At 73.4% G+C, this 16277-nt stretch carries 14 protein-coding genes, 1 tRNA gene and 1 pseudogene; 7 read left to right on the forward strand and 9 right to left on the reverse strand.

Features of this window, described 5'->3' with window-relative positions; translation table 11 throughout:
- Nucleotides 1–96: 96 nt before the first annotated feature.
- A pseudogene (locus ABZY44_RS20535) lies at nt 97–204 on the reverse strand (hypothetical protein); the annotation flags it as partial.
- 184 nt (nt 205–388) lie between these two features.
- Here ABZY44_RS20535 and ABZY44_RS20540 point away from each other — a divergent pair.
- A complete protein-coding gene (locus tag ABZY44_RS20540; protein ID WP_356655765.1) occupies nt 389–694 on the forward strand; it encodes a 4a-hydroxytetrahydrobiopterin dehydratase in 306 nt (101 codons plus the stop codon).
- A 17-nt stretch (nt 695–711) separates the two neighbouring features.
- Nucleotides 712–1293 carry a class I SAM-dependent methyltransferase gene (locus ABZY44_RS20545; protein ID WP_356655767.1) on the forward strand — a complete coding sequence of 194 codons (582 nt, stop codon included), beginning with the start codon at nt 712–714 and terminating at the stop codon, nt 1291–1293.
- Nucleotides 1294–1433: 140 nt separating this feature from the next.
- Here the strand turns inward: ABZY44_RS20545 and ABZY44_RS20550 are convergent, their stop codons facing one another.
- From ABZY44_RS20550 to ABZY44_RS20575, 6 genes are all read right to left on the reverse strand, one after another.
- Nucleotides 1434–1883: an RICIN domain-containing protein gene (locus tag ABZY44_RS20550; protein ID WP_356655769.1), complete on the reverse strand. Its 450-nt coding sequence runs from the start codon at nt 1881–1883 to the stop codon at nt 1434–1436.
- Nucleotides 1884–1891: 8 nt separating this feature from the next.
- Nucleotides 1892–2740, reverse strand: a complete 849-nt coding sequence (locus ABZY44_RS20555) for an aldo/keto reductase (RefSeq protein WP_356655771.1) — start codon at nt 2738–2740, stop codon at nt 1892–1894.
- Nucleotides 2741–2942: 202 nt separating this feature from the next.
- Nucleotides 2943–3716 (reverse strand): ABC transporter ATP-binding protein, encoded by a 774-nt coding sequence (locus tag ABZY44_RS20560; protein WP_356655773.1) that lies wholly within the window; start codon nt 3714–3716, stop codon nt 2943–2945.
- A complete protein-coding gene (locus ABZY44_RS20565; protein WP_356655775.1) occupies nt 3713–6550 on the reverse strand; it encodes an ATP-binding cassette domain-containing protein in 2838 nt (945 codons plus the stop codon). Before ABZY44_RS20565 ends, ABZY44_RS20560 begins: the two co-directional genes overlap by 4 nt.
- 15 nt (nt 6551–6565) lie before the next feature.
- Nucleotides 6566–7828 (reverse strand): ABC transporter substrate-binding protein, encoded by a 1263-nt coding sequence (locus ABZY44_RS20570; protein WP_356655777.1) that lies wholly within the window; start codon nt 7826–7828, stop codon nt 6566–6568.
- A 132-nt stretch (nt 7829–7960) separates the two neighbouring features.
- A complete protein-coding gene (locus tag ABZY44_RS20575; protein WP_356655779.1) occupies nt 7961–9784 on the reverse strand; it encodes a long-chain fatty acid--CoA ligase in 1824 nt (607 codons plus the stop codon).
- A 433-nt stretch (nt 9785–10217) separates the two neighbouring features.
- On the opposite strand from ABZY44_RS20575, the gene ABZY44_RS20580 reads away from it, so the two are divergent.
- Nucleotides 10218–10871, forward strand: a complete 654-nt coding sequence (locus ABZY44_RS20580) for a hypothetical protein (protein ID WP_356655781.1) — start codon at nt 10218–10220, stop codon at nt 10869–10871.
- A 134-nt stretch (nt 10872–11005) separates the two neighbouring features.
- Here ABZY44_RS20580 and ABZY44_RS20585 read toward each other — a convergent pair whose 3' ends face one another.
- Nucleotides 11006–11857: a LysR substrate-binding domain-containing protein gene (locus ABZY44_RS20585; protein ID WP_356655783.1), complete on the reverse strand. Its 852-nt coding sequence runs from the start codon at nt 11855–11857 to the stop codon at nt 11006–11008.
- A 144-nt stretch (nt 11858–12001) separates the two neighbouring features.
- Here ABZY44_RS20585 and ABZY44_RS20590 point away from each other — a divergent pair, with 144 nt between their 5' ends.
- On the forward strand, nt 12002–13177 hold the full coding sequence (locus ABZY44_RS20590) for a bile acid:sodium symporter family protein (RefSeq protein ID WP_356655870.1): 1176 nt from the start codon (nt 12002–12004) through the stop codon (nt 13175–13177).
- A 9-nt stretch (nt 13178–13186) separates the two neighbouring features.
- Nucleotides 13187–13636 (forward strand): (2Fe-2S) ferredoxin domain-containing protein, encoded by a 450-nt coding sequence (locus tag ABZY44_RS20595; protein WP_356655785.1) that lies wholly within the window; start codon nt 13187–13189, stop codon nt 13634–13636.
- Nucleotides 13637–13846: 210 nt separating this feature from the next.
- Here ABZY44_RS20595 and fdhD read toward each other — a convergent pair whose 3' ends face one another.
- Complete coding sequence (gene fdhD, locus ABZY44_RS20600) at nt 13847–14680, reverse strand: formate dehydrogenase accessory sulfurtransferase FdhD (protein ID WP_356655787.1); 834 nt, start codon at nt 14678–14680, stop codon at nt 13847–13849.
- A 205-nt stretch (nt 14681–14885) separates the two neighbouring features.
- On the opposite strand from fdhD, the gene ABZY44_RS20605 reads away from it, so the two are divergent.
- Together ABZY44_RS20605 and ABZY44_RS20610 are read left to right on the forward strand one after the other, a co-directional pair.
- Nucleotides 14886–15827 carry a beta-ketoacyl-ACP synthase III gene (locus ABZY44_RS20605; RefSeq protein ID WP_356655789.1) on the forward strand — a complete coding sequence of 314 codons (942 nt, stop codon included), beginning with the start codon at nt 14886–14888 and terminating at the stop codon, nt 15825–15827.
- A 298-nt stretch (nt 15828–16125) separates the two neighbouring features.
- Nucleotides 16126–16213: transfer RNA gene (locus tag ABZY44_RS20610), tRNA-Leu, on the forward strand.
- The last annotated feature ends 64 nt before the right edge of the window (nt 16214–16277 follow it).

The following is a 16277-nucleotide window of genomic DNA, read 5'->3' on the forward strand; positions in this document are numbered from 1 at the left end:
AGCAGCCCGGCCTCCGCCTCGGCGACGACGTCGGCCCAGTACCGGGCCGTGAACAGTTCCGCGGGCCGGGCGCCCGGCTCCCGCCAGGCCGCCGGCGCCCGCGGTGGCCGCGGCCCCCGCGATGAACGTGCGCCTGGAGTTCCCTGTGCGCGTCACGAAGATGTCCCCTCGGTACCCGACGGTCTTACCGCCGGTAACAGTCACGTCCGGCGCAGGAGCATAGGGGCGCCACGGGGGTCACGGAAGGCGCGGAAGTACCCGCACGCACTATGGCGCGAAACCTTCCCCTCGGCGCCCGCTGTGGGAACCTTGACTCCACGTCAGGTAAATCGGGCAGTCGTGCTCACACGCGGACGCGGGTCCGCGCGTACGGGGAAGGAGCCTGCGGGTGTCGAGAGAGCCGCTTTCGCAGAAGGAGATCGAGGACCGGTTGCGGGAACTCCCCGGCTGGTCCTTCGAGGACGACCGGATCGTCCGCACCTACCGGCTGGGCAGCCACTTCGCGGCGAGCGCCCTCGTCGTCCACATCGCCACGGTGCAGGAGGAGCTGAACCACCACTCCGACCTCACCCTCGGCTACCACACCGTCCGGGTGTCCGTGAACACGCACGACGCGGGGGACTCCGTCACCGACGCCGACTTCACCCTGGCCGAGCGCGTCGAATCCCTCGCCCCCGCCCACGGCGCCGCCTGACGGCCGGACCGACGGCCTTGCCCGACTACGACGCCGAGGCGGACGACTACGACGCCTCGCGCGGCGGCGCCCCGCGCGCCGAGGCCGCCGCCGCGGCGGTCCTCGGCCTGCTTCCCGCGGCTGCGGCCACCCTGCTCGACCTCGGCTGCGGCACCGGCATCGCCACCGCGCGCATCGCCGCCGGCCGTCCAGGGACGCGCGTCCTCGGCGCGGACGTCTCGTCCGGGATGGCCGCCATGGCGCGCTCCCGGGGCGTGCCGGTGGTCCTCGGCTCCGGGACCCGGCTCCCGGTCCGCACCGGCTCGCTCGACGCGGTCAGCGCGATCTGGCTGCTGCACCTGCTGCGGCGGCCGGGCACGGTGGCCGCGCTGATCGCCGAGGTGGGGCGGGCGCTGCGCCCCGGCGGGGTGTTCCTCACCACCGTCGACAAGGACGACGCGCACGACGTGGGCAGCGACATCGACGCGCTGCTCGCCCCTCACCTCACCGGCGCACGGATCACCCCGCGCGAGCTCGCGGACCGGCTCGGGCTGCTGCCGGGGCAGGACGTCCCGCGCGGGGAACCGGCGTACCGGCTGCACGGCTTCGTGCGCGGCTGACGGCCGCGGGCCCTCCCGGCAGGGCGACGCCAGGGGCGCCCGCGCCTGCGGACGCGGGGCCCGACCGGCGAAGCCGACCGCGGCGCCGCCGGGCCGCGGCCATCGGCCCGCTGCCGTCGGGGCAGGGGCAACGGTCTGGCTCAGACCCGCTCCAGGCGCCACCACTGCGAAGGCGAGTCGGTGTCCTCCGCCTGCCGTGCCTGGCCCTCGGCGTCCGCCTCCAGCGGCAGGCCGCTGATGGAGGCGATCAGCGAGACGACACCGGGGTCGTCGAGGTGCTCCTCGACGACCCACTCCTGCGCCCCGAAGGCGTTCGCCCTCCACACCTGGACCCGGGTACCGCTCTCCGTCGACGCGTTCGCGACGTCCAGCCGCCTGCCGTTGTGGACGCTGACGAGATGGAAGATCCCGCCGCCGCTGTGGACGGGCGTGATCTCCCACTGCCGGGCCGGCTCCGGTCCGGCGTCGGGGCCGCCGTCCGGCCCGACCCGCACCCGGCTGCCGCCCTCGACCCGGAGCAGCAGCCCGGTGGCGACGTTGCGGACCCGGTACACGCCTTCGGGCGCGGTCCTCCCGGTCGCTCCGGCCATCGCGGGGCTCAGGCGTCGAACGCGGCGGGGTCGGGACCGATCCGGCGGCCCGCCGAACCGGCACCCAGCGAGTCCAGCGCGGCGATGTCCGCGGCGTCCAGCTCGAAGCCGAAGACGTCCAGGTTCTCCCGGATCCGCGCCGGGGTCACCGACTTGGGGATCACGACGTTCCCGAGCTGCAGGTGCCAGCGCAGCACCACCTGCGCGGCCGAGCGGCCGTGCTTGTCGGCGACCGCCGTGACGGCGGGCAGGGTGAGGAGCTCCTTGCCCTGGCCGAGCGGGGACCAGGCCTCGGTGGCGATGCCGAGGCGGGCGTGCACGGCCCGCAGCTCCGCCTGGGGGAGGAGCGGGTGCAGCTCGATCTGGTTCACTGCCGGGACCAGGGGGCTCTCGGCGCCGAGGCGCTCCAGGTCGGCGGGGCGGAAGTTCGACACGCCGACGGCCTTGGCGCGGCCGCTCTCCGCGATCTCCTCGAAGGTCTTCCAGATGGCGACGAAGTCGTCGCGCATCGGGCGCGGCCAGTGGATCAGGTACAGGTCGACGGCGTCGAGGCCCAGCTTGTCGAGCGAGGCGTCGAACTCGCGCAGCACGCCGTCGCGGCCCCAGGTCTCGGACCTGCCGTTCCACAGCTTGGTGGTGACGAACAGTTCCCCGCGCGGGATCCCGGCGGCGGCGAGGGCCTTGCCGGTGCCCGCCTCGTTGCCGTAGACGGCCGCCGTGTCGATGCTGCGGTAGCCCGCCTCCAGCGCGGTCGCGACGGTCCGCTCCGCCTCGGTGTCGGGGACCTGCCAGACGCCGAAGCCGAGCTGGGGCATGAGCGTGCCGTTGTTGAGCTTGGTGCCGGGGACCTGGTTCACGTCGGGTCGTTCCCTCTTGTCGTCGTCATCGGTACGGGTGGGCGTACGACCGGCGACAACCGGACTCCCGCCTGGCCTATTCCCGCGGTCCGGATGTGTTCCGGACGGCGGGAACAGGCGGCCCCGGGGGTCGGGCGGGGGCGAGCGGCACGGCGGGGAACCCCCGATTCCCGGTGGGCGTCCGAAGGGCGTTCCGGCGGGGCTACGCCCCCAGATAGGCCTCGCGGACCCGCGCGTCGGCCCGTACCTCGGCGGGCGTGCCCTCGGCGAGCACGCTGCCCAGGTCCAGGACGACCACCCTGCTGCACAGCCCCATCACGAAGGCGACGTTGTGCTCGACCAGCAGCACCGCGCAGCCCTCCTCCTCGGCGAGCCGCCGCACGACCGCCGCCAGTTGCTCGCGCTCGGGCGCCGACATGCCCGAGGCGGGCTCGTCCAGCAGCAGCACCCGGGGCGGATCGGCGACCGCGCGCGCGAGCTCCACCATCCGGGCCCGGCCCACCGGCAGAGCACCGGCGTACGAGGCTCCGAGCGCCCCGATCCCACAGTCGGCCAGCACCCGCGAGGTCCGCTCCCGCCGCTGCCGCTCCCGCCGACGGCGGGCGGGCGAGGCGACGAGGTCGGCGAGGAGACCGCCGCCACCGCCCCGCCACTCCTGTGCGACGAGGACGTTGTCCGCGACGCTGAGCTGCCCGAACAACTGCTGGCGCTGAAACGTCCGGCGCATCCCGTGCCGGGCCCGCCAGACGGGGGAACGGCGGGTGATGTCCACCCCGTCCAGCAGCATCCGGCCCCGGTCGGGCCGCCGGATCCCCGACAGGACGTCGAACAGGGTGGTCTTCCCCGCTCCGTTCGGCCCGATCAGCCCGCACACCTCGCCGGCCCGGACGCCGAGATCGACGCCGGCCAGCGCCGTGATCCCGCCGAACCGGACGCCGACCCCGGCCGCCCGCAGCACGTACTCGTCCCCGCTCATGGCGCCATCCCCAGATAGGCCTCGGTCAACCGGTCGGGCTCCACCTCGGAGCGCGGGCCGCACCAGGAGACCCTGCCCTGGGACAGGTAGGCGACGGTGTCGGCGATCCCGAGGATCCCGGCCGCCTTCTCCTCCACCAGCAGCAGCGCGGTGCCGGCGTCGCGGAGCTCGGTGAGCAGCCCGTACACCTCTTCCACCACGCGCGGCGCGAGCCCGAGGGAGGGCTCGTCCGCGATCAGCACCCCGGGCGGGCGCTGCAGCAGGGGTGCGAGGGCCAGCAGCTGCTGTTCCCCGCCGGACAGGGCACCGGCGGCCACGGAGCGCCGCTCGCGGAGCCGGGGGAACCGCGCGTACACGGCGTCCCGCTCGGCCGGGTCCCCCAGGTACAGCGCCAGGTTCTCCTCGATGCTGAGCGCGGGGAAGATCCCCCGTCCCTCGGGCGCCAGGAGCACCCCGGCCCGGGAGCGCCGGACGGCCCCGTCGCGGGTGGCATCGCGGCCGCCGACGTGGACCCCGCCCGCCGCGACGGGCAGGAGCCCGGCGGCCACCCGGCACGCGGTGCTCTTCCCGGCCCCGTTGGGCCCGAGCACGGCCAGGATCTCCCCCTTGCGCACCAGGAGGTCCACCCCGTGCAGCACGAGCCCGCCGTCGTACCCGGCGGTCACGCCGCGCAGCTCCAGCGCGGATGCGGGCCCGGACCCCGCGGGGTCGTAGACCCCGGCACGGAGTTCAGCCCCTCCGGCGTGTGAGGAGCGGGTGTCCGCGGGCGGAGCCCCCGAAGGGTCCGGGCCGAGCCCGGTTCCGGGAAGGGGCGAGATGGGGGAACGCCCCGCAGGACCCACCCCGACTCCGTCGCCGGCCCTGGCTGCGGGAACGGCCCCGGCCGAGGCCTCGCCCCCGGCCGTGACCCCGCCCCCGGCCGGGGAACCGGCCCGCCGCCGGGCCCACCGCACCGGCACCGCCGCGCAATAACCGTCCGGATCGTTGGCCAAGGCCAACCCCGCCAGTCCGAACAGAATCACCGGCAGGTGCGCCGATGCCGTCACGTAGTCCGCCATGACCCGCGGAGCCACGGCGAAGACCAGCCCCGCGACCACCGCGTACTGAGGGCGGCGGACCCCCGCCGCCACGACCACCGCCAGCCACACCAGTCCCGTCATCGCGGTGAAGTCCGTCGCCGTGATCCGGGTGTTGTACGACGCGTACATCACGCCCCCGAACCCGGCCAGCCCCGCGGACAGCGTGAACAGCAGCAGCTTCGTCCGCAGCACGGACACCCCGGAGGCCATCGCCGCGGCCGGAGCCGACCGTACGGCGAGCATCGCCCGCCCCGACGGTGAGCTGCGCAGCGCGCTCAGCCCGGCCGCGACCGCCGCGACCACGACGAGCAGCGCCACCCCGAGCGCGCGGTCGTCGGAGAGGTCCACCGGACCGATCACGGGCCGCGGGACCGACCAGCCCGAGTCCCCGTTGCGCAGCCACCGCATCTGGAAGAGCACCTGGTCCGCGAGGAAGGCCAGCGCCAGGGTCGCCAGGGCCAGGGACCGCCCCCCGAGGCGCAGCGCGGGCAGCGCGACCAGCGCCCCCAGCAGGGCGGCCACGCAGGTCCCGACGGCCAGCGCCAGGACGAACGGCCATCCGCGGCTCATCAGCAGCCCGGCGACCAGCGCGGCGCCGGTCACGAAGGTGCCCTGAGCCAGCGAGACCATCGCGCCGAGCCCGGTCACCACGGTGAAGGACATGAACACCAGCGCCAGCGCCAGCCCCTGGGCGAGGAGCCCGCTCCAGAACGGCGTGGTCACGGTGTAGAAGGCGATGCCCAGGGCCACGCCCAGGCAGGCCCACACCCCCCACCTTCGCCCCCACGGGGCCCCGGCCAGATGGTCCACGGAGGCGACGTCCACGGCCGCGGTCCCGGCGGTCCGCGCCCTGCGGGTGAGCACGAGCAGGCCCCCGAACAGGATCAGGAACGGTACGGCCGTCCTGAAACCGGTGACGGAGTCGGCGAACGAGGCGTAGCCGACGACCAGGTTCTGCAGGACGCCGAGTCCCAGTCCCCCCGCGAACGCGAGCGGTACGGAGGCGAACCGCCCGATCACGGCCGCCGTGGCCGACACGAACAGGAACAGCGTGAAATCGTGCGCCGAAAGCCCCAGCAGCGGGGTCGCCAGGACGCCCGCCAGCCCGGCCAGCCCCGAGGCGATCATCCACGCCACCGATGACAGCCGGTCGGCGTCGATCCCGCGCAGCTCGGTGAGCGAGCGGTTGTCGACGGCGGCCCGCAGCCGCAGGCCCAGCCGGGTGTGCCGCATCAGCACCCACAGCGCCACGGCCACCACGGCCGTCGCCAGCCAGGTGATCAGCTGGTCGGAGTCGATGCCCACGTCGGCGGTGAGCTGCCAGGACGTCGCCGGACTCGGGCCCACCCCGGGCAGCCCGAACTGGTTCTCCGCCGGCGCGAGCGGGGCGCCCGCGTCCGTCAGCAGTTCGACCGCCCACAGTCCGGCCGCCGGAAGGGCCACCAGCAGGCCGATGGTGGCCACGATCTGCGCCGTCTCGCCGACCCGCGCGAGCCGCCGGAACATCAGCCGGTCCAGCGCCCATCCGAGCCCGGGCGCCAGCACGAGGACCACCAGCAGCGCCGCCGGGACGGCCGGCCAGCCCAGCCCGGAGTGCAGTTCGTAGAAAGTGAGCGCGCACAGGTAGGCGGTGGCTCCGTGCGCGAAGTTGAACAGTCCGGACGCCGAGTACGACAGCACCAGGCCGGTGGCGAGCAGCGCGTACAGGGCGCCGGACACCAGACCGCTCAGGACGAAGGCGAGCAGATCTCCCATGTGGATCCCGGTCCCCTACTTGAAGGGGATGGGCTCGTAGCACGTGAACGGTACGGAGACCTCGTACGCGCCGTTCTTCAGCTGGACGAGGGCTCCGCAGCCGAAGCTGTCCTTCTGGCCCTTGGGCTCCGCGCGGTCGCCGACGAGCGTGCCGGTGTCGGAGAAGCCCTGCGCGGCGGCCTGGAAGGACTCGACGGTCAGGTCCTTGCCGGCCTTCCGCGCGATGGACAGGAACAGGTCGGCGGACATGTAGCCGGTCATCATGTGCATGCTGAGCGGCAGGTCCTGTCCGCCCGAGGCGGCCTTGATGTCGGCCTTGAACTGGGCCATCTTCGGGTTCGCCGACTCGAACGGCTCGAACTGCAGCAGGACGTGCACGCCGTCGAGGGCCTGCTTGGTGGCGTCCTTGGCGAGCAGGCCCGGGTCGTAGTCGGTCGGGTCGGAGAGCAGCCCCTTGTACCCGCTGCGCTTGAGCGACGTGAAGAGCCCGATGTTGTTGGGGGTCTGCATGACCGAGACGACCGCGTCCGGAGCCTTGCCGTCGTTGCTCTCGAGGATCTCCTTCACGTACGCCGACCAGTCGCTCGGCACGGCGGTGCCGGGCACCGAGGCCTTGGCGTAGGCGACCTTGAACCCCGCGCTGGTGAAGCCCTGCTGGAAGGTGCGCACGCCGAACTTCCCGGCGTCGCTGTCATTGGCGATGATGGCCACCGATTTGCCCTGGGCGCCGCCCAGGACCTTGCCGATGCCCTCGGGCCAGGTCTGGTTGATGGTTCCGCCGGGAGTGGGGACGAGGCAGCCGTTGAACCCGTAGATGTACGTGGGGCCGCAGAAGGAGGGGAGCGTGCCCCAGCCGAAGGTGGGGACCTTCTCCTGTTCCAGGAAGTCGGAGCCGGTGAAGGTGACCGAGCTCATGGGGGAGACCGCGAACACCTTGTCCTGCTGGACGAGTTTGCGCGCCGCCGCCAGGTTCTTGGCGGGATCCTGGCCGTCGTCCTCGGCGCCGGTGTAGTCGATCGTGCGGCCGTTGACCCCGCCCTCGGCGTTGGCTCTCATGTACCGGGCCTTCGCACCGAGATCGGTGTCCTTCTTGCTGTAGCCGCTGGCGCTGGTCATCGACACGATGCCGCCGACCTTGATCGAGTCGGCGCTCACCCCGCGGGAGTTGCCGGGTGCTCCCGGCTTGTCGGTGGTGGAGCTGTTGGAGGCGGAGTTGCAGGCGGATACGAGCGCGAGAGCCGCCGCCGCAGCGGCCAGGGTGCGGATCGGTCGCGACATGTGTGGATCCCCTCCGGTCGGAATCCCCGCAGTCTGTGCGCGACCTGACGCGTCGTCAATATCAACCGCAAGTAAAGTGACGATCCGTCAGGTGGCGGTGGGGATCGCGGGCGCGGCCGCGGCTCGCGCCCGTCAGGACTGGTAGAGGGCCTCGACCTCCTCGGCATAGGCCTTCTCGATCGCCCGCCGCTTCAGCTTCAGCGAGGGCGTCAGCAGCCCCCGCTCCTCCGTGAACTGGCCGGCCAGGACGCGGAACGCGCGGATCGACTCGGCCTGCGACACGAGGGTGTTCGCGGCGACCACCGCCCGGCGGACCTCCGTCGTCAGATCGGGATCGAGCGCCAGCTCCGCGGCCGGCATCTGCGGCCGCCCGCGCATCGCCAGCCAGTGCGCCACCCCCTCCGTGTCCAGGGTGAGCAGGGCCGCGACGTACGGCCGGTCGTTGCCCACCAGCACGCACTGCGAGACGAGCGGATGCGAACGGACCCGCTCCTCCAGGGCGGCCGGCGCGACGCTCTTGCCGTTGGAGGTCACGAGGATCTCCTTCTTGCGCCCGGTGATCGTCAGGTAGCCGTCGTCGTCGAGCCGCCCGAGGTCCCCGGTCGCCAGCCAGCCGTCGCTCAGTACGGCGTCCGTGGAGCGCGGGTCGTTCAGGTACCCGGCGAAGACGTTGCCGCCGTGCAGCCAGATCTCCCCGTCCTGCGCGATGTGCACCGCAGTGCCCGGGATCGGCAGGCCCACCGTGCCGTACTTCGTGGCCCCGGGAGGGTTCGCGGTGGCCGCCGCGCACGACTCCGTCAGGCCGTACCCCTCGAACACCGTGATTCCGGCGCCGTCGAAGAACAGCCCGAGCCGGCGCGCCATCGCGGAACCCCCCGACATGGCGTGCCGCACCCGGCCTCCCATCGCCTCGCGGACCTTCCCGTACACGAGCTTCTCGAACAGCTGGTGCTCCATGCGCAGCTTCGCCGAGGGGCCGGCCCCGACGCCGAACGCCTTCTGCTCGCGGGCCTCCGCGTACCGGACGGCCACGTCCACCGCCCGGTCGAAGGCGCCGGCCCGGCCCTGCGACTCCGCCGTGCGGCGGGCGGAGGCGAAGACCTTCTCGAAGACGTACGGGACCCCGAGGACGAACGTCGGCCGGTACGCGGCGAGGTCCGGCAGCAGCTCGGCAGCCGCCAGGACGGGCTGATGGCCGAGCTTCACGCGGGAGCGGACGGCCGCCACCTCCACCATCCGCCCGAAGACGTGCGCGAGCGGCAGGAACAGCAGGGTGGAGGGCTGTTCGCCGGGCCCGGCCTGGAAGACGGACTCCCAGCGGGTCGCCATCGTGTCGGCCTCGAACATGAAGTTCGCATGGGTCAGCACGCACCCCTTGGGCCGGCCGGTGGTGCCGGAGGTGTAGATGACGGTGGCCGTCGCATCGGGGGTCACGGCGCCCCGGTGGCGGTGCACGACGTCCTCGGCGACCTGGCGACCGTCCTCGACGAGCCCGTCCACCGCCCCGGAATCCAGCTGCCAGAGCCGGCGCAGGCGCGGCAGCCGCTCGATGACCGACCCGACGGTCATGGCCTGGTCCTCGTCCTCGACGACGCAGGCGGTGCACTCGGAGTCGTACAGGATCCAGTGGACCTGCTCCACGGAGGAGGTGGGATAGACGGGGACGGGCTGCGCGCCGATCGCCCACAGGGCGAAGTCGAAGAGGGTCCACTCGTACCGGGTGCGGGACATGATGGCGACCCGGTCACCGAAGCGGATGCCGTTCGCCAGCAGACCCTTGGCCAACTCGGTTACCTCTGCGGCCAGTTCGGCAGAGGTCACATCGTGCCAGACCCCGTCGGTCTTGCGGCCGAGCACGACGCGGCCGGGATCCTCGCGGGCGTGCAGGAAAACGACATCGGCCAGACCGCCGACGGGCGAGCCCGTGACGACCGGTGGGACGGTGATCTCGTGCAAGTCCCGGCTCCTCTCCGCGCAGCGCGGCGACGCTACCCCACGGTCCCGCCGGGCCGGGAGCCCTTGGGAAACCTCCACAAGATCCCCCCGCGCGGCGGACCTGCGGCGACCGGTTGCCGCGGGCCGGCCGGCCGGCCGGCCGAACGGGTTCGGTGCTCCTGGTCGGGGCGTGCCCGGTCGTGGCCGCCCCGGCCGCTGCGTGCGCCCGCTGCGTGCCGGCCGCGTGGGGCCGCCCACCTGCCGTGTGGCCGCCGCCTACCTGCCGGCTGCCCGCCGAGTACCCGCCGCGTGGCCACCGCACCCGGCCGCCGGACCCCGGGGCGTGATCCGCTCCGCCGTCCGGCCCTGGCCCGCGGAATGTCTCCGACGCCCCCGTTCCCCCGCGTGGTCCGCTGTCGGCCGAGACCTTCCCGACGTCGAAAGCTGGTCCCCGGTGTACCGATCACGTGCCCTCGCCGTACTCGTACCCTCCCTGCTCGCGGCCGTGCTCGGAAGCGGCGCGCCCGCCGCGTCCGCCGCCGGGTCCGGGGACGGAGGACCCGTACCGCACTGCCTCAACCCGGAGGGCGACGACCTCAACGCGCTCTACCACGTCAAGCAGCGGATCATCGGCCCGCCCGCCTGCCGCGAGACGTTCGAGAAGGCGCAGTGGGTCAGGAGCGCCCCGGACTGGGTGACCGCCGCGGACGGCGCGAGCGCCGTCTACCCGGAGGGCTACGAGCCGCTGCGCATCGACCCGATCGACGACTTCGACCACAAGTTCGTCAGCGCGACCTACGTGCACGACATCGGGACGCCGCAGGAGAAGAGCTTCACCTACAAGAGGAAGCAGGTCCTGCGCACCGGATCCGTGGGCCCCGACGGGCTGCCGTTCACCGCGCTCATCTCGCCGCCCTTCAAGGCGCTGAGCGTCGGTGAGCACACCACGACGGTCTTCATCACCCTCGACGCCGAGCACTGCGACGGCCTGGGAACGGTCCGCGAGGAGAACTGCCTGCCCGCCGGCAGCTCCGTGTTCTCCGACACCTCCTTCGAGGTCGTTTCCCGTCCCCGCCACGACGGCGACCACGACCCGGACAAGTCCTGATTCCCCGCCGGTCCGGGCCCCCGGGCCCGGGACCGGCCCACGTCTGAGCAGTCCCGAGCAGTCCCGAGCAGGCCGCAGCGGGGCCCGAGCAGGCCCGAGCCGGCCCGAGCAGGCCGCAGCGGGCCTGCCCAGGCTCACGCAGGCCTGCTCAGGCGGTCACCGCCCGCCAGGACGGCGGCCGCCAGGGCGTCCGAGGCCGGCGTCGGGCGCAGGCCCTGGAGCAGTGCGAACTCCACCGAGCCGAGGTCGGGCAGCCCGCCCACCCGGACCAGCCCCGGTGGGATCAGCCCCCGCGTGTGGGCCATCACCCCCAGGCCCGCCCGCGCCGCCGCGATCAGTCCGCTCAGGCTGCCGCTCGTACAGGCGATCCGCCACGGCCGTCCGTCCGCCTGCAGCACGTCCAGTGCCCGCGCCCGGGTGATCCCCGGCGGGGGGAAGAGGATCAGCGGGACGGGCCGGTCCGGGTCCACCCGCAGGCCCTCCGCCCCGATCCACACCATCCGGTCCCGCCACACCAGCCGGCCCCGCTCGTCCCCCTCCCCGCGCCGCTTGGCGAGGACGAGGTCGAGCCGCCCCGCGTCCAGCCGCTCGTGCAGGATCCCCGACAGCTCCACCGAGAGCTCCAGCTCCACCTCGGGGTATTCGTGCCGGAACGCCTCGAGGATCTCCGGCAGCCGGGTCAGTACGAAGTCCTCCGAGGCCCCGAACCGCAGCCGGCCCCGGATGCGCGTCCCCGTGAAGTGGGCCGCCGCGCGCTCGTGCGCCTCCAGGATCGAGCGGGCGAAGCCGAGCAGCGCCTCGCCGTCCTCCGTGAGCTCCACGCTGTGCGTGTCGCGGAGGAAGAGCGGCCGGCCGGTGGTGTCCTCCAGGCGCCGCACGTGCTGGCTGACCGTGGACTGCCCGAGGCCGAGCCGGGCCGCGGCCTGGGTGAAGCTCAGGGTCTGGGCGACGGTGAGGAACGTGCGCAGCTGGACGGGGTCGTACACAGCTCCCAGCCTAGCCGGGGTCATCGCGATCCGTGATGGCAGTCAATGCGGTGTACGGGTTTCCCGATCACCGTGCGCCCCTGACGATGGAGGGGCGAGAACGACGACCCCGACCCCCGGCAAGTGAGCACCGTGAACACCCCCATGCGCCGCCCGACCCTTCCCGCCCGGCTCCGGCTCCGGCTCCCGTTGGACCCGTTCCTCGTGGGCCTGCTCGCCACCGTCGGCCTCGCCGCCCTGCTCCCCGCCACCGGCGCGGCGGCCACCGCGGCCCATGCCGCCTCCACCGGAGCCGTGGCCCTGCTCTTCTTCCTCTACGGAGCCCGCCTCTCCACCCGGGAGGCCCTCGACGGCATGCGCCACTGGCGGCTGCACGTCGCCGTGCTCGCGTGCACGTTCGTCCTCTTCCCCCTCCTCGGCCTCGCCGCCCGCATCCTGGTCCCCGCCCTCCTCACGCCCCCGCTCCACAGCGGCCTGCTCTTCCTCTGCCTGGTCCCCTCGACCATCCAGTCCTCCATCGCCTTCACCTCGATCGCCCGCGGCAACGTGCCCGCCGCGATCTGCGCCGGCTCCTTCTCCAGCCTCGTCGGGATCTTCCTCACCCCCCTCCTCGCCGCCGGTCTGCTCGGCGGCACCGCGGGCGGCGTCTCCCTCGACTCGCTGCTGAAGATCGTCCTGCAACTGCTCCTGCCCTTCGTCCTCGGCCAGATGGCGCGCCCCTGGGCCGGCGGCTTCCTGGTCCGCAACAAGAAGGTCCTCGGCTACGTGGACCGCGGCTCGATCCTGCTCGTCGTCTACGCGGCCTTCAGCGCGGGCATGGCCGCCGGGATCTGGCACCGGGTCAGCGTCCCGCGGCTCGGCGCGCTGGTGGTGGTCGAGGCGGCCGTCCTCGCCGTGATGCTCCTGGTCACCTGGTACGGGGCCAAGCGCCTCGGATTCACCCGCGAGGACCGGATCGCCCTTCAGTTCGCGGGGTCGAAGAAGAGCCTGGCCGCCGGACTCCCCATGGCCAGCGTGCTGTTCGGTCCGCAGGCGAGCCTCGCCGTGCTGCCGCTGATGCTCTTCCACCAGATGCAGCTGGTGGTCTGCGCGGTCCTGGCCCGCCGCCGCGCGCGGGACCCCGAGGCGGGCGGCGGCGCCGGAGCCACCGGAGGTACCGAGGCCGCCGCAGCCGCCGGAGCCGGTGAACGAGCCGGCGAAGGAGGGGGCGAACTGGCAAGGGCCGGGGCCGGCGAAGCCACCGGCGGCGCCGAACTCCCCGGCGGGCATGTGGCGGAGGTCTCCCGAACCTCCCAACACCCGGTCCCACGGGCCCGGTAACGTGCGGCGGTGACCTGGATACGCCCGCTCTCCGCCACTGCCCCGCGCCCCTGCACCCTGGTGGTCTGCCGCGGCTGCTGCTGCGGCGATTCCCGCAAGAACCCCGGCACCGACCACGCGGGCCAGCTGGCCCGGCTGCGCGAGGCCGCCGCGGCCTCGGACGGGCGCCTGGCCGTCCGTACGACCGACTGTCTCGGCCCGTGCGCGCAGGCCAACGTCATCGTCGTCCAGCCCACGACCGAAGCCCGCCGCCGGGGCGCCCGCGCGGCCTGGTTCGGCTGGGCCCTGGACGACACCGCCACCGAGGAGGTCATCGCCTGGGCCGCGTCCGGCGGCCCCGGCGCGACCCCGGTGCCGCCGGCCCTCGACCTCCACCGCATCGACCCCCCGACCCCGAAGCCGCCCGCGGCCCGCCGGGACCGGGCCGGCGGGAAGGGAGCGCGGGGCCGAAAGGCGTGAGAGCGGCCGAACTGGCGCCTTCTCCGGCCGGACCGCCGAGGCGGAGCCGGGCACGGCGCACATCGGAGCTGAACGCGGCGCACATCGGAGCCGGCACGGCGGGCACATCGGAGCCGGACGCGGCGCACATCGGAGCCGGGGCCGTCGCCCAGAAGTGATCCCCGGCGGGGGCGGCGCCGCGCACCGGCCCCGCCCCGACCCCGCCGCGGGTCATGCCGAGAGGTCGATGCGCTCCTCACCCGCGTAGATGTTCATGTTCCCGCCCCGCAGGAAGCCGACCAGCGTGAGCCCCGACTCCACCGCCAGGTCCACCGCGAGCGAGGACGGCGCGGAGACCGCCGCCAGCACCGGGATCCCCGCCATCACGGCCTTCTGCGCCAGCTCGAAGGAGGCCCGGCTCGACACCAGCAGCACCGAGCCCGCCAGCGGCAGCAGACCGGCCTGCAGCGCCCGGCCGACGATCTTGTCCACCGCGTTGTGCCGGCCCACGTCCTCCCGTACGTCGATGAGCTCGCCCCGCGCCGAGAACAGCCCGGCGCCGTGCAGCCCGCCCGTGCGGTCGAAGACCTTCTGGCCCGCGCGCAGCCGGTCCGGCATCTCACCGAGGACCCGCGCTCCCACACGTACGGGATCGTCCGCGAGCCCCGGGAACCGGGTCGCCGTACGCACCGCGTCCAGGCTGGACTTTCCGCACAATCCACAGGACGAGGTCGTGTAGACGTTCCGCTCCAGCTTGATGTCCGGCACCGGAACCCCCGCGGCCAGCTGCACGTTCACCACGTTGTAGGTGTTCGTCCCGTCCTCGGCGGCGCCCTCGCAGTAGGTGACGGCCCGCACGTCCGACGCGGAGCCGAGCACGCCCTCGCTGGCCAGGAAGCCCACGGCCAGCGCGAAATCGTCCCCCGGGGTGCGCATCGTGACGGCCAGCGGTTTGCCGTTGAGCCTTATCTCCAGCGGCTCCTCGGCCACCAGCGTGTCCGCCCGGGTGCCCGCCGCGCCATTCCGGATCCGGACGACTCGACGGCGTTCGGTGACCCGTCCCATGTGATCAGCCCACCCGTTCTGTCCTCGTCCCGCTCCTGATGAACCCATTCTCGCGGATCCGCTTCCGGCACCGTCCCCGGCTGGAAGATCCTCGGGAAGCTCCAAATTCCGGGCACGGAATCCTGTCGGGTTACGCGCCCCCGTACCCATCGGTAGCAGGCAAAGCTGGAACATCCTGACTGTCTTACAAGGGGGGACCCCGCCCATGACCGGTTCACGCGTGGTGGCGCTAGGGCACTACCAGCCCGCGAGAGTGCTCACCAACGAGGACCTCGAGGCGATGGTGGACACCAACGACGCGTGGATCCGGTCCCGCGTCGGGATCAAGACCCGTCACATCGCCGGCCCCGAGGAGCCGGTCGACGAGCTGGCCTACCAGGCGGCGGGCAAGGCCCTCGCGAGCGCGGGCCTGACCCCGGACGACATCGACCTCGTCCTCGTCGCCACCTCGACCGCGATCGACCGCTCCCCGAACATGGCCGCCCGCGTCGCGGCCAAGCTGGGCATGGGCGGCCACCCGGCCGTCATGGACCTCAACGTCGTCTGCTCGGGCTTCACGCACGCCCTGGCCACCGCCGACCACGCGATCCGGGCCGGCGCCGCCACCCGCGCGCTCGTCATCGGCGCCGACAAGATGACCGCGATCACCGACTGGACCGACCGCACCACCTGCGTCCTCACCGGCGACGGCGCCGGCGCGGCCGTCGTCGAGGCCTGCGACGAGCCCGGCATCGGCCCGGTCCTGTGGGGCTCGGTGCCCGAGATGGGCCACGCCGTCCGCATCGAGGGCTCGCCGCCGGTCTTCGCACAGGAGGGTCAGTCCGTGTACCGCTGGACCACCAGCCAGCTCCCCCCGCTCGCCCGCAAGGTCTGCGAGAAGGCCGGGGTCACCCCCGAGGAGCTGGCCGCGGTCGTCCTCCACCAGGCCAACCTGCGGATCATCGAGCCGCTCGCCGCCAAGATCGGCGCCGTCAACGCCGTCGTCGCCCGCGACGTCGTCGACTCCGGCAACACCTCGGCCGGCTCCATCCCGATGGCCCTGTCCAAGCTGGTCGAGCGCGGCGAGATCCCCTCCGGGGCGCCCGTCCTCCTCTTCGGCTTCGGCGGCAACCTCTCCTACGCCGGCCAGGTCATCCGCTGCCCGTAGAGGGGTCTGTCGGTGCCCCCCGTGCCTCCGACCCGTGCCCCGGCGCCTCCGCCTGAGCCGACCGGCTCCGCCGGAGGCGCCGGGGCGCGGTCATCGGCCGGAGAGGGCGGGCGTCGACGACGTCGGCGATCCGCGAAACGCTTCGTCCCGCCCGGTGCCGCGGTTCCGTCCTCCCGGACATGCCCGCAGGTCAGCGCGGCGCGTCGAACTCGGCCCGGCCGAAATACCTGGTCGGAACCCCGCCGAACCTTTGCTATTGTTGTCCATGTCGCCGCGGGAAACCGGGGCCGACCACCTGGTCCGGGTGGCGGAATGGCAGACGCGCTAGCTTGAGGTGCTAGTGCCCTTTATCGGGCGTGGGGGTTCAAGTCCCCCCTCGGACACCAGCTGAGACCCCACTTCATGTGGGGTTTTTTGCTTTTCCAGGCAGTGGCGTGACCAACCACGTCC

The organism is Streptomyces sp. NPDC006544, assembly GCF_040611715.1.
Lineage (GTDB): Bacteria > Actinomycetota > Actinomycetes > Streptomycetales > Streptomycetaceae > Streptomyces.

Bases quoted from the DNA above. Each gene is read 5' to 3' on its own strand.
- ABZY44_RS20550 (WP_356655769.1), bottom strand. From the start codon at position 1,883: ATGGCCGGAGCGACCGGGAGGACCGCGCCCGAAGGCGTGTACCGGGTC.
- ABZY44_RS20560 (WP_356655773.1), bottom strand. From the start codon at position 3,716: ATGAGCGGGGACGAGTACGTGCTGCGGGCGGCCGGGGTCGGCGTCCGG.
- ABZY44_RS20565 (WP_356655775.1), bottom strand. From the start codon at position 6,550: ATGGGAGATCTGCTCGCCTTCGTCCTGAGCGGTCTGGTGTCCGGCGCC.
- ABZY44_RS20570 (WP_356655777.1), bottom strand. From the start codon at position 7,828: ATGTCGCGACCGATCCGCACCCTGGCCGCTGCGGCGGCGGCTCTCGCG.
- ABZY44_RS20590 (WP_356655870.1), top strand. From the start codon at position 12,002: ATGCGCCGCCCGACCCTTCCCGCCCGGCTCCGGCTCCGGCTCCCGTTG.
- fdhD (WP_356655787.1), bottom strand. From the start codon at position 14,680: ATGGGACGGGTCACCGAACGCCGTCGAGTCGTCCGGATCCGGAATGGC.
- ABZY44_RS20605 (WP_356655789.1), top strand. From the start codon at position 14,886: ATGACCGGTTCACGCGTGGTGGCGCTAGGGCACTACCAGCCCGCGAGA.